Below are 12,406 nucleotides of genomic sequence, written 5' to 3'. Positions count from 1 at the left end.
CGCGGAACCGTCCCCTGAACCGTTTGGAACCGTCCCCTGAACCAATGGGGACGGTTCCCTCATGCGTCCCGGTCAGGTGGCGCTGATCACCTGCGTGACCAGCAGCACGGTGATCAGCACCGCCAGGGCGACGCGGTAGATGATGAAGCCGGTGAAGTCATTCTTCGACACGAAACGCAGCAGCCACGCGATCGAGACGTAGGCCACAACACCCGAAACCACCGTGCCGATGGCGGTGGAGGCCCAGCCCACGCCGTCCGCGATGTGCTTGGCCTCTTTGACCGCCTGATAGAACCCCGAGGCCACCAGCGTCGGAATGCCCAGGAAGAAGCTCATTCGGGTGGCCGAAACTCGATCGAGGCCGAGCAGTAGTCCGGTGGTGATGGTGGCGCCCGAGCGGGACACGCCTGGCACCAATGCCAGCGACTGCAGCGCACCAAGAATGAGGCCGTCCTTGACGGTGATCGAGTCTTCGCCACGGGTCTGCTTGCCCACCCGGTCACCGATGAACATCACGATGGACCAGCCCAGCAGGCCTGCGACGACCGCCCACAGGCTGCGCAACGGGCCGGTGATCAAGGGTTCGGCCAGTAGGGCGATCACCGCGGTGACGGCGAAGCCGCCGATGATCGCCCAACCCATGCGGTAGTCGGCGTTGCGCTTGCCGGCGTCGCGCAGTCCGGTGAACCACGCGGTGGCGAAGCGCGCGATGTCTGCCCAGAAATACACGATCGAGGCGATCATGGCGCCCACCTGAATGATGGCCGTGTAGGCCGTCACGCTAGGGTCGTCGATCGGCAGCCCGATCAGCTTCTCGGTCACGGTCAGGTGCCCGGTCGACGAGATGGGCAGAAACTCGGTGATGCCCTCGACGATGCCGAGCACGATCGATTGCCACCAGTTGATCATTGGGAGTCCTTCCGGGCGAGTTGCCGCCGGACAGCTTAACCGCCCCGGTGAGGCACCCTTTACTCTGGCCTACGGCGTGAAGGCTCGCGTCATCGAGGAGGACTGCGTGAAAGCCTGGACGGGGCCCGAGGTGCCCACCCTGCCCGGTGCGGCCGGACGGCTGCTGGTGCACGACACCGCCCTGGAGAGTCTGGTGCCCGTCGAGCCGGACGCCGGAGAGGCTCGGTTGTACGTCTGCGGCATCACCCCCTACGACGCCACGCACCTGGGCCACGCCAATACCTACGTCGCCTTCGACCTGCTGCAACGCGTGCTGCTCGACTGCGGTTCCCGGGTCACCTTCACCCAGAACGTCACCGACGTGGACGATCCGCTGCTGGAGCGCGCCGACGCCACCGGAGTCGACTGGCGAGAACTGGCGGCTGATCAGGTGCAGCTCTTCCGTGACGACATGACCGCGCTGCGGGTGATTCCGCCGCAGCACTACATCGGCGCGGTCGAGTCGATTCCGTCGGTGGTCGAGCTGATCGAGTCGCTCAAGCACACCGGCGCGGTTTACCAGGTGGACGACCCCGAGTACCCCGACTGGTACTTCGAGGTGCGCCGCGCGCCCGGCTTCGGACGCCTGTCGGGGCTCGCTGGCGACGACGCCGTGGAGGTGTTCGGCGAGCGCGGCGGCGACCCCGACCGGGCCGGCAAGCGTGATGTGCTGGACTGCCTGGTATGGCGCCTGGAGCGTCCGGGCGAGCCGGCTTGGGACAGTCCGCTGGGCCGGGGCCGTCCGGGCTGGCACATCGAGTGCACCGCGATCGCGCTGCAGTATCTGGGGGTCCACTTCGACGTGCAGGGTGGCGGTTCCGACCTGGTGTTTCCGCACCATGAGATGTGCGCCGCCGAGGGTGCGGTAGCCACCCGGCAGCCGTTCGCCAAGGCGTACGTGCACGCCGGCATGGTCGGGCTGCACGGCGAAAAGATGAGCAAGTCGAAGGGCAATCTGGTGCTGGTCAGCCGGCTGCGAGCCTCGGGGGGCGACCCGATGGCGATTCGGCTGGCCCTGCTGGCGCATCACTACCGCTCTGACTGGGAGTGGACGGTCGTTGACCTGCCTCGTGCGCAGGAGCGGCTGGACGCCTGGCGGGCCGGCGTCGCCCGGACTGTGGCGCCGGCGGCGCAGCCGCTGGTCGCGGCGGTGCGCGAGGTGTTGCGCACCGACCTGGACGCTCCCGCGGCCTTGGGCCTGATCGATGCGTGGGCGGCTCAGCCCGGTGACGATCCGGACGCCGGGGCGCAGGTCGGCCGGGCGGTGGACGCCCTGCTCGGGGTGCTGCTGTAGGTCTGCGGACGGGCTGTGCGTGCGGCCGGTCGAGCAGGTCGAGACCTCGCCGTCGGTCGAGTCGTTCTTTGTCGCTTCCCGCTTGCGCGACACGCTCTAGACTGCCTGCCCGTGAGCAAGAGCTTTGAAGAGTTGTTCGTCGAACTGCAGCGCCGCGCCGCTGAGCGCCCCGAGGGTTCGGGCACTGTGCGGGCGCTCGACGCCGGGGTACACGCCATCGGCAAGAAGATCGTCGAGGAGGCCGCTGAGGTGTGGATGGCCGCCGAGTACCAGTCCAAGGACGACGCGGCGCTCGAGATCGGCCAACTACTGTACCACACCCAGGTGATGATGATCGCCCTGGGCCTCGATCTCGACGAGGTTTATGCGCACCTCTGAGCGCCGACCCTGACCATGTCGGGACGCTTGACCCAGGAATCGCTGATCAACGCCCCCGCTGGTTGAGCTTGTCGAAACCCCTGGCCAGCAGTGGTCCGTCAGGGGTCTCGACAAGCTCGACCGGCGAGATGGGTCTCGACATGCTCGACCGGCGAGATGGGTCTCGACATGCTCGACCGGCGAGATGGGTCTCGACATGCTCGACCGGCGAGATGGGTCTCGACATGCTCGACCGGCGAGATTGGTGTCGACAAGCTCGACCGGCGAAATCGGCGTTTCTCTCACGACTGTCGGGTGGGGAGTTGGGTGTTCACCGGCACACCGTGGTGAGATCGGGTGACCATACCCGTGCCCCGTGCGCCGGAGCGGCGCGAGTCTGGGTAGAGTCGTGCGGGTGTCTGAACGCCCGCTGCTGAAGATCGCCGTGCCCAACAAGGGATCCCTGTCTGAAGCATCCACCGAGATGCTGCGCGAGGCGGGCTACCGGCAGCGCCACGACACCAAAGACCTGGTGCTGCTCGACGAAGACAACGGCGTCGAGTTCTACTACCTGCGTCCGCGCGACATCGCGGTCTACGTGGGCGAGGGCACGCTCGACCTGGGCATCACCGGCCGCGACATGCTGATCGACTCCGCGGCCGCTGCCGTCGAGGTGTTGCCGCTGGGCTTCGGTGGCACCCGGTTCCGGTTTGCGGCCCCCGGTGGCGCCGGCTGGACCGTGCCCGACCTGGCTGGCAAGCGAATCGCCACCTCGTACGCCGGCCTGGTGCGCGACTATCTCGACGGTCTGGGCATCGACGCCCGGCTGATCAAGCTGGACGGCGCGGTCGAGTCGTCGGTACGGCTCGGTGTGGCGGACGCGGTGGCCGACGTGGTCGAGACCGGCAGCACGCTCAAGCGTGCCGGTCTGGAGCTGTTCGGCGAAGCGATCATGACCTCGGAGGCCATCTTGATCCAGCGCGCGGACGCCCCCGAACCCGACGGCCTCGATCGGCTGGTTCGCCGGCTCACCGGGGTGCTGACTGCCCGCAACTATTACATGGTCGAGTACAACGTGCCCGAGTCGAAGCTCGACGCCGCCTGCGCGATCACCCCCGGTCTGGACGCCCCCACCATGTCGCCGCTGGCGAAGACCGGGTGGCTGGCGGTGCGGGCGATGATTCCGCGGCAGGACGCCCCCCAGATCATGGACCGGCTCTACGACGTGGGGGCCGACGCGATTCTGGTGACGAGCATCGTCGCCTGTCGGCTGTGAGGCCGGGCCGATGAGCGCCGACGCCGCGGGCGCCGAGTCGTCCGGCGCCGTGCCGCGGGGCACCTCCGACCCGATCATCTTCCGCCCCCGGGCATCGCTGCGCATGGGGATCTCGCTGTCGGCCTCGCTGGTGTGCGCCTCGATTCTGGGCTGGGTGATGACGCCCGCGCACGTGCAGAACCAGTTCACCCCCGTGCAACTGCTGACCCTGATCTTCTTTCTGATGCTGATGGTCGGCGTGGCTCTGGGCATCGGGCTCAGCTACGTGCGCGCCGACGCCGACGGGCTGCGGTTTCGCAACGGCGTCAAGACCTACGCCGTGCCGTGGAGCCAGATCAAGGCCTTTCGCTACCGCGACGGTGACCCGTGGCCGTTCGTACTCGTGCGCTCCGAAGTTGAGCAGCGCGCTCTGATCGGCATTCAGCGCAGTGATCGCGACTACGCCGAAGAGTGCGTGGACGAGTTGCGCCGGCGGCTGGGCGAGGCGTACGAAACTCCGCCCGAGGCCTGAAGAATTCGCTGGTCGAGCCTGTCGAAACCTCAGGGGTGCCGTTCTGCACGGGGTTTCGAGGTAAGCAACCAGACGAGCTCAAAGAGGGAAGCGCTGGGTTTTCGCTGGTCGAGCTTGTCGAAACCTCAGACGGAGCGCTCTGGCCAGGGGTTTCGACGTAGACCGGCGAGGGTTGCGTTGACCACCGCTTCCCTAGACAGGCTCAGCCAGCGGTGGTGGTGTTGATCAGCACTCCGTTGAGCCCGCGTCGGCTGGTCTCAAGACAGACCCTGCCGGTTCTCGGGCAGGATCAGCGTCTGCTCGGCCGGGGTGCCGGACGTCGGCGGCTGCCGGTAGGCCGGTGGCATCGTTGCCGGCGGAATCGTGGTGGTCGGCTTGCGCTTGCGCGGACGCGTCGGCACCAGCCGCGAGCCCAGCAACAGCAACGCCGCGAACCCCAGCACGCCCAGCCCGAGCAGCACCGGCAGGGTGAAGACCAGCGACTGCCACCACAGCGCGAGAGTGTTCCACCCGTCGATGGCTGGCTGCCACAGGCCGACCAGCCAGATGCCGAGCGGCACCAGCGCGATGCCCAGCCAGGCCAGAACCGCCTTCCACGGAGCCCGCGACCAGATCGCCGCCACCAGCAGCAAACCCAGCACGGTCCAGGTCAGCACGATGATCATCACCCAGGCGGAGAGGTCCATGCCGTCAGGGTGCCAGCAAAATCCGCCAACCGCGACAACCGGGTGTGGTTGGCTGGGGGCGTGAAGACTCTGGGGCAGCCGAACTCCATCTGGGCCGGCGATCGCGGAGAGCCGGACGAGCGGGTGCGTGCAGCGCTCGCGGGTGCCGACGGCTCGACCAGCGCCGACGACTATCTCGCCGCGGTGGCCGCCCTCTGCACCGCACGGCTGTTGATGCCCGTGGTGGCCGACGGCGACGAATCCGGCCCTGGCCCCGACCCCCACCGGCACGCCGAGTTGGCGGCGGTGCTGATCACTTCGGCGGCCGGGGCCAGCGGGGCGCTCGCCTTCACCGGCCTGGACGCCCTGTTGGCCTTCGACCCGCAGGCCCGTCCAGTGCCGTGCACGCTGGACGCCGCCGCTGCCACCGCCGTCGAGGCCGGCGCGGGGGCACTGGTGGTCGACGTGGCCGGCCCGAACCTGCTGGCCATCGAAAGCGAGCTGTTGGCCGAACTGGCGTCGGGCCGCCGGCTGGTGCGGGTCGACGACGGCTGGGGCTGGCTCTCGGTGGCCCGCTAACCGGATCGCTCAGCAGTTTGTGTGCCCAACCAGGAACCACCCGCTCGCCTGGCGCCGACGGGTGCCGGCCGGCCGAGGGCGAGGCGGAGTCGCCGGCGATTCGGTGAACTGCGGCCCGGCAAGCTAGAATCACTGCCGTCGACCGGCCGTCAGGCTGGTCCGCTGAAGTGGGGTGCCACACTCCCACCCGTCCAGCCACCGGCCGGCGGGTCGAACCAGGTCGCTGCGCAGGCAGTTCGACCCGGGTGTTTCGTGGGCCTCCGCTTGTGGCGGGGGCCTTTTGCGTTGGTCGGCGAAACGCGATCTACCCATCCGCTGCACCACCTGGAGGAAAAATCAGCGAACCACGGATCAACGAGCGCATCCACGCAAACGAGGTGCGCTTGGTCGGGCCTGCCGGCGAACAGGTCGGCATCGTCCGTCTCGAGGACGCCCTGCGGCTCGCCCGCGAGGCCGATCTCGATCTGGTGGAGGTGGCTCCCATGGCCCGCCCGCCGGTCGCCAAGCTCATGGACTACGGCAAATTCAAGTACGAGGCCGCCCAGAAGGCCCGCGAGAGCCGGCGCAACCAGACCAACACCGTGATCAAAGAGATGAAGCTGCGCCCCAAGATCGACAGCCACGACTACGAGACCAAGAAGGGTCACGTCGTGCGCTTTCTCAAGGCCGGCGACAAGGTCAAGATCACCATCATGTTCCGGGGCCGTGAGCAGAGCCGCCCCGAATTGGGCTTCAACCTGCTGAAGAAGCTCGCCGACGACGTTGTCGAGGACGGCTTCGTCGAGTCGGCGCCCAAGCAGGACGGCCGCAACATGCTCATGGTGCTCTCGCCGACGAAGAAGAAGTCCGAGGCGCGGGTCGACGCCGAGGCGAATAAGCAGGCTCGCATGGCCGAGCGCGCTGCGGCGGCCGAGGCCGAACGCAGCGCAGAGGCCGAGCATCGGGCGTCCCACCAGGCCCCCACCCAGACCAAGAAGCGCCGGGGTCCGGCCGACAACATGGACCCCGACATCGACCTGTGAGACCCACGAAAAGAAAGTGAGCGGCACCATGCCGAAGATGAAGACGCACTCGGGCGCCAAGAAGCGGTTCCGGCTGACCGGCACGGGCAAGCTGATGCACCGCCAGGCCGGCAAGATGCACCTCAACGAGCACAAGCCCACCAAGCAGACCCGCCGCCTTGATGGCGACCAGGTGGTCGCCAAGGGCGACGCCAAGAAGGCCCGCAAGCTGCTCGGCTCGTACAAGGCCCGCTGACCCACGATCCACCCGCGCCATCGCGCGAGGTCCGGCCTGGCCGGACCCATCAACACAAGGAGTAACCCACCATGGCACGCGTCAAGCGTTCGGTGAACGCCCAGAAGAAGCGCCGCGAGGTCCTCGAGGCCGCGTCCGGCTACCGCGGGCAGCGGTCCCGTCTGTACCGCAAGGCGAAGGAGCAGTTGCTCCACAGCGCCACCTACAACTACGCGCACCGCAAAGACCGCAAGGGCGATTTCCGCTCGCTGTGGATTCAGCGCATCAACGCTGCGGCCCGCAACGAGGGCATGACCTACAACCGGTTCATCAGCGGCCTGAAGGCTGCCGGTGTCGAGGTCGATCGCAAGATGCTTGCTGAGCTCGCGGTGAACGACGCCTCGGCGTTCGGCAAGCTGGTCGAGCTGGCGAAGGCCAACGCGGGCGCCACCGCCTGATCACCCCCGCACCCGGCCGGCGATACCGCGGGAGCCCTCCGTGGTGTCGCGCTGAGCCGTCCCACCGGCGAACCCTCGCCAGAAAGCCGCCCAGTCATGTCATCGGAACGCCTCGAACTGCCCGAGCCCTCGCAGGCGGTGTTGCGCGCCGCCAGGGCGCTGCTGCGCAGCAAAGAGCGCAAGGCTTCGGGCACGTTCCTGGCTGAGGGTCCGCAGGCGGTGCGGGAGGCGCTCAAGCAGCCCGGAGTCGTCGAGGCGGTGTTCTTCCGGTGGGCGGCTGTGCACGACCACGTCGACCTGCTGGCCGCGTGCCGAGAGGCAAGGACGACCCACTACGCGGTGAGCGAGCAGAACATCGCCACGATCAGCGACACGGTGACGCCGCAGGGCGTGGTGGCGGTCTGCCGACAGGTCGACGTGTCGTTGGAGCAGGGGCTCGAGGGAGCCCCGAGACTGGTCGTGATCTGTGCACAGATTCGCGACCCCGGCAATGCCGGCACGGTGATTCGGTGCGCCGATGCGTTCGGGGCCGACGCGGTGATTCTGTCGTCCGATTCGGTCGAGGTGTACAACCCCAAGACCGTCCGGGCCAGCGTGGGCAGCATCTTTCACCTGCCGCTGGTGGTCGGGGTCGACCTCGCCGATGCCATCGAGGCCTGCCGGGCCGCCGGCCTGCAGGTGTTCGCTACCGACGGAGAGGCGGGCACCGAGCTCACCGACCTGACCGGACGGCTCGCCGAACCGACGGCCTGGGTGATGGGCAACGAGTCGTGGGGGTTGCCGGTCGAGCACCTGCGGCTGGCCGACACCACGGTCGCGGTACCGATCTACGGTGCCGCTGAGAGCCTCAACCTCGCCACCGCAGCCGCTGTCTGCCTCTATGCCAGCGCCAGCACCCAGCACACTCGGGTGGACGCCGGCTAGCGAGGTTTTATCGTTGGTCGAGCTTGTCGAGACCGTCCGTTTTATCGTTGGTCGAGCTTGTCGAGACCGTCCGTTTTATCGTTGGTTGAGCTTGTCGAGACCCCTCCTCCTGCCGACGACGACCCTGGGGTTTCGACAAGCTCAACCAGTGCACAATCAACCAACGCAGGCCCAACCAACGGAGAACAGCCGCATGTCAGTTCCGAATCAATCCGATCCGGCCGACGCGCTGCGCCCGGAGGCGATCGACGCGATGGTCGCCGACGCGCTGGCCGCCATCGCAGCCGCAGACTCGACGTCCGCGCTGAAGGAGGCACGGCTGGCGCACGCCGGCGACCGGTCGCCGCTGGCCCTGGCCAACCGGGCGATCGGCGCCATCGCGCCCGCCGACCGCAAGCAGGCCGGGCAGCTGCTCGGCGCCGCTCGCGGACGGGTGCAGAAGGCGCTGGCCGCCCGTACCGCCGAGGTGGAAGCGGCAGAACTGACCCGGGTGCTGGCCGAGGAAGCGGTCGACGTGACGCTGCCCGTCGAGTTGCACCCGGCCGGCGCGATCCATCCGATCACCGGGCTGATCGACCTGATGAGCGACGTTTTCGTCGGCATGGGTTGGGAGATCGCCGAGGGGCCCGAGCTGGAATCGGAGTGGCTGAACTTCGACGCGCTGAACATCGGCGCCGACCATCCGAGCCGTGGCGAGACCGACACGCTGTTCGTCGAGCCGGTCAGCAGTCACCTGGTGATGCGCACCCACACCTCACCGGTGCAGATCCGTTCGCTGCTCGATCGTGAGCTGCCGGTGTACGTGGTCTGCCCGGGCAAGGTGTACCGCGCCGACGAGTACGACGCGACCCATTTGCCGGTCTTCCACCAGATCGAGGGACTGGCCGTCGACAAGGGCATTTCGATGGCCCACCTGCGCGGCACCCTGGACCATTTCGCCCAAGCCATGTTCGGCGCGGGCATCCGCACCCGGATGCGTCCGCACTACTTCCCGTTCACCGAGCCGAGCGCCGAGGTCGACCTGCAGTGCTTCGTCTGCCGTGGTGAATCGGTCGGCAACCCGGATCGTCCCTGCCGCACCTGTAAGTCGGAGGGCTGGATCGAGTGGGGCGGCTGCGGTGTGGTCAACCCGCGGGTGCTGCGCGCCGCCGGTGTCGATCCCGACGTGTACAGCGGCTTCGCGTTCGGGATGGGAATCGACCGCACCCTGATGTTCCGCAACAACGCCTCCGACCTGCGCGATTTCGTCGAGGGCGACGTTCCGATTCAGCCGCATGTTGAAGGGGGTTGCTCGATGAGGGCGCCGATGAGCTGGCTGCGCGACTGGGTTGCGCTGCCCGAGGGGCTGTCTGGCCGGGAACTGGCCGAGGTGCTGACCCGGGCCGGACTCGAGGTCGAGACCGTCGAGCAGTTCGGCGCCGGCGTCGGGCCCCTGGTGGTCGGACGTGTCGTCGACTTCGTCGATCAGCCGCAGAAGAACGGCAAGGTGATCCGCTGGTGTCACCTGGACGTCGGCGCCGATCTTGCCCCGGCCAGTCCGCCGGCCCCGGTGGAGGGGCGTCCGGTGACCGAGGGCGTCCGCGGCATCATCTGCGGCGCGCACAACTTCGCCGTCGGCGACCTGGTCGTGGTCGGCCTGCCCGGCACCGTGCTGGCCGGTGGGTTCACGTTGAGCTCACGCAAGACCTACGGGCACCTTTCCGACGGCATGATCTGTGCCGAGGACGAGCTGGGCATCGGGACCGATCACAACGGCATCATCGTGCTTCCTGCTGCTTCTGGTCTGGTGCCGGGGGATGACCCGTCGGCCTACCTGGGGCTGGGCGACGAGGTGCTCGACATCAACGTGTCGCCCGACATGGCGTACTGCATGTCGATCCGCGGTTTGGCCCGCGAGGCCGCTCAGGCGCTGGGTGTGTCGTTCACCGACGTGGTCGACAGGGCCGTGCCGGCGCCGGTTGCCGACGGCTACTCGGTCGTTCTCGAGGACCCGGCCTGCTCGCTCTTCGTCGCGCTGACCGTGACCGGCGTGGACGAGACCGCGCCGTCCCCGCGCTGGATGCAGCAGCGGCTGACCATGGCCGGCATGCGGCCCATCTCGCTGCCGGTCGACATCACCAACTACGTGATGCTCGAAGTCGGCCAGCCGTTGCACGCCTACGACGCGTCCAAGCTGTCCGGTCCGATCCGGGTGCGCAGGGCGTCCGCCCGGGAGCGGATCGTCACCCTCGACGACGTGCAACGCACCTTGTCCGCCGACGATCTGCTGATCACCGACGACTCCGGGCCGATAGGCATCGCCGGTGTGATGGGCGGCGCCACCACCGAATGCGACGCCGCCACCACCGACATCGTGATCGAGGCGGCCGCGTTCGACCCGTCCACCATCTCGCGGTCGATGCGGCGGCACGGGTTGCCGTCCGAGGCGTCCAAGCGGTTCGAGCGTGGCACCGACCCGGCCGCGACCTACGCGGCCGCGCATCTGGTGGCGCGCCACCTGGTCGAGCTGGGTGGCGGTGTGCTGTCGGCAGCCGAGACGGTGACCGGGGCTGTTCCGCTGATGCCGAAGCAGCGAATCAGGACGGAGCTGCCCTCGCAGATTCTGGGTGTCGACGTGCCCGCCGAGCGGGTGGCGGAGATCTTCCGGGCCAGCGGCGTGGCCGTCAGCGAGGCGTCCGACGGTGAGCTGGAACTGTGGCCGCCGACCTGGCGCCGCGACCTGCGTGACCCTTACGACTACGTCGAAGAGGTCGGCCGCAAGATCGGCTTCGACACCATCGGATCGATCCTGCCGACCCCTCCCGCCGGTCGCGGACTGACCGCCGGGCAAGTGACCCGGCGGGCGATCGTCCGGGCGCTGGCCGGCAACGGTTTCACCGAACTGCTGACCCTGCCGTTCGGATCGGCCGAGGATCTGGACCGGCTGGGGCTGCCTGCGGACGACGCTCGTCGTGCCGTCGTCCGGTTGGCGAACCCGCTGTCCGAGACCAGCCCGTACCTGCGGACGTCGCTGCTGCCCGGCCTGTTCGCCACGGTCCAGCGCAACACCTCGCGTGGCAACGACGACCTGGCCCTGTTCGAAGCCGGCTCGGTGTTCCGGGCCGGGAGCGGTGCCGCAGCCCCGGTGCCCGGTGTCGACGGGCGTCCGAGCGATGAGGAGTTGGCCGCGATCGAGGCCGCGCTGCCGGCGCAGCCGCGGCATCTGGCCGCGGTGCTGACCGGTGCCTGGCGTCCGGCCGGCTGGGACGGCCCGGCCGAGCCGGCGTCCTGGAAGCACGCGATCGCGTTCGCCGAGATCGCCGCCGAGGCGGCCGGGGTGAGCGTGCGTCGCGTGGCTGACGCCTACCCGCCGTTCCATCCCGGACGCTGCGCGAAGTTGCTGGTCGCCGCCCCGGACGGTGAGGAGGTGCTGCTAGGCCACGCCGGTGAACTGCACCCCAGCGTGTGCAAGGCGTTCGGGCTGCCGGCTAGGACCGCGGCCGCTGAGATCAGCATTGATGTGCTGCTGGCGGTGGCGCCCGGACCGGGCAGCATCGCGTCGGTTTCGCAGCACCCGGTGGCCAAGGAGGACGTCGCCCTGGTGGTGGCCGACACGATCAGCGCCGGCGAGGTGACTGACGCCTTGGTCGCCGGTGCCGGTGAGTTGCTGGCGTCGATCCGGCTGTTCGACATCTACCGCGGTTCGCAGATTCCGGACGGCTCGAAGTCGCTGGCCTTCGCGTTGCGGTTTCGGGCTCCGGACCGGACGCTGAAGGACGCCGAGATCGCGGCCGCCCGGGACGCCGCCGTCGCCGAGGCGGTGCGTCGCTTCGACGCGGTTCAGCGCGCCTGAACAATCGCTGGTCGCGTTCGTCGAGACCTGCGGCGGCGACAGCGGAGCTGACTCACGCCCGGGATCGGTACTGGATCAGCGACGCGAACATCCGGGCAGGATCGGCAGCAGCCAGCAGATCCCCGACGGCTGAGCCGAACGTTCGCTGCCGGATGGCGTGGTTGAGACGGTCATCGCCGGCAGAGTGAGAACAGCGGCGGCGAACAACACCGAAAGGCGTCGGACAGAATTCATGGTGAACTCCTCCTCGAAGGGTGGCCCGGGACGGGCCGTGATGGACGATTGCACGGTAGAAGGACAGCCGGCGCCTTGAGATCCGACGGAAG

At 68.5% G+C, this 12,406-nt stretch carries 12 protein-coding genes and 1 pseudogene; 11 read left to right on the top strand and 2 right to left on the bottom strand.

Going from position 1 to position 12,406, the window contains the following annotated elements; translation table 11 throughout:
• Positions 1–72: 72 nt before the first annotated feature.
• Positions 73–906: an undecaprenyl-diphosphate phosphatase gene (locus tag QM721_RS09075; protein WP_415122060.1), complete on the bottom strand. Its 834-nt coding sequence runs from the start codon at positions 904–906 to the stop codon at positions 73–75.
• Positions 907–1,015: 109 nt separating this feature from the next.
• Between QM721_RS09075 and mshC the strand changes: the two genes are divergently transcribed.
• From mshC to QM721_RS09055, 4 genes are all read left to right on the top strand, one after another.
• Positions 1,016–2,242, top strand: a complete 1,227-nt coding sequence (mshC, locus tag QM721_RS09070; RefSeq protein WP_415122058.1) for a cysteine--1-D-myo-inosityl 2-amino-2-deoxy-alpha-D-glucopyranoside ligase — start codon at positions 1,016–1,018, stop codon at positions 2,240–2,242.
• Between the two features lie 111 nt (positions 2,243–2,353).
• Entirely contained in the window at positions 2,354–2,620 is a 267-nt protein-coding gene (locus tag QM721_RS09065; RefSeq protein WP_415121135.1) for a phosphoribosyl-ATP diphosphatase, read from the top strand.
• A gap of 409 nt (positions 2,621–3,029) precedes the next feature.
• Positions 3,030–3,875 (top strand): ATP phosphoribosyltransferase, encoded by an 846-nt coding sequence (gene hisG, locus QM721_RS09060; RefSeq protein ID WP_415122056.1) that lies wholly within the window; start codon positions 3,030–3,032, stop codon positions 3,873–3,875.
• A gap of 10 nt (positions 3,876–3,885) precedes the next feature.
• The gene (locus QM721_RS09055) at positions 3,886–4,386 is read left to right on the top strand and encodes a PH domain-containing protein (protein ID WP_415121133.1); all 501 of its coding nucleotides are present in this window, start codon (positions 3,886–3,888) and stop codon (positions 4,384–4,386) included.
• A gap of 257 nt (positions 4,387–4,643) precedes the next feature.
• Here the strand turns inward: QM721_RS09055 and QM721_RS09050 are convergent, their stop codons facing one another.
• On the bottom strand, positions 4,644–5,072 hold the full coding sequence (locus QM721_RS09050; protein WP_415121131.1) for a hypothetical protein: 429 nt from the start codon (positions 5,070–5,072) through the stop codon (positions 4,644–4,646).
• Between the two features lie 60 nt (positions 5,073–5,132).
• Here QM721_RS09050 and QM721_RS09045 point away from each other — a divergent pair, with 60 nt between their 5' ends.
• The 7 genes and pseudogenes from QM721_RS09045 (at position 5,133) to pheT (ending at position 12,080) form a co-directional block, all read left to right on the top strand.
• Positions 5,133–5,630 (top strand): SseB family protein, encoded by a 498-nt coding sequence (locus QM721_RS09045; protein ID WP_415121129.1) that lies wholly within the window; start codon positions 5,133–5,135, stop codon positions 5,628–5,630.
• A 266-nt stretch (positions 5,631–5,896) separates the two neighbouring features.
• Positions 5,897–6,652 (top strand): translation initiation factor IF-3, encoded by a 756-nt coding sequence (gene infC / locus QM721_RS09040; RefSeq protein WP_415121127.1) that lies wholly within the window; start codon positions 5,897–5,899, stop codon positions 6,650–6,652.
• Between the two features lie 28 nt (positions 6,653–6,680).
• On the top strand, positions 6,681–6,887 hold the full coding sequence (rpmI, locus tag QM721_RS09035; RefSeq protein WP_415121125.1) for a 50S ribosomal protein L35: 207 nt from the start codon (positions 6,681–6,683) through the stop codon (positions 6,885–6,887).
• A gap of 71 nt (positions 6,888–6,958) precedes the next feature.
• Positions 6,959–7,324, top strand: a complete 366-nt coding sequence (gene rplT / locus QM721_RS09030; RefSeq protein WP_415121123.1) for a 50S ribosomal protein L20 — start codon at positions 6,959–6,961, stop codon at positions 7,322–7,324.
• 96 nt (positions 7,325–7,420) lie between these two features.
• Positions 7,421–8,248, top strand: coding sequence for a TrmH family RNA methyltransferase (locus tag QM721_RS09025; protein WP_415121121.1), 828 nt, complete (start codon positions 7,421–7,423; stop codon positions 8,246–8,248).
• A 193-nt stretch (positions 8,249–8,441) separates the two neighbouring features.
• Positions 8,442–9,536: pseudogene (gene pheS, locus QM721_RS09020) on the top strand (phenylalanine--tRNA ligase subunit alpha); the annotation flags it as partial.
• Between the two features lie 6 nt (positions 9,537–9,542).
• The gene (gene pheT, locus QM721_RS09015) at positions 9,543–12,080 is read left to right on the top strand and encodes a phenylalanine--tRNA ligase subunit beta (protein WP_415122054.1); all 2,538 of its coding nucleotides are present in this window, start codon (positions 9,543–9,545) and stop codon (positions 12,078–12,080) included.
• The last annotated feature ends 326 nt before the right edge of the window (positions 12,081–12,406 follow it).

This window comes from Micropruina sp., assembly GCF_047602085.1.
Taxonomy (GTDB): domain Bacteria; phylum Actinomycetota; class Actinomycetes; order Propionibacteriales; family Propionibacteriaceae; genus Micropruina.
The sequence above is the reverse complement of the archived record's forward strand: the minus strand, read 5'-3'. Positions and strand labels throughout refer to the sequence as shown.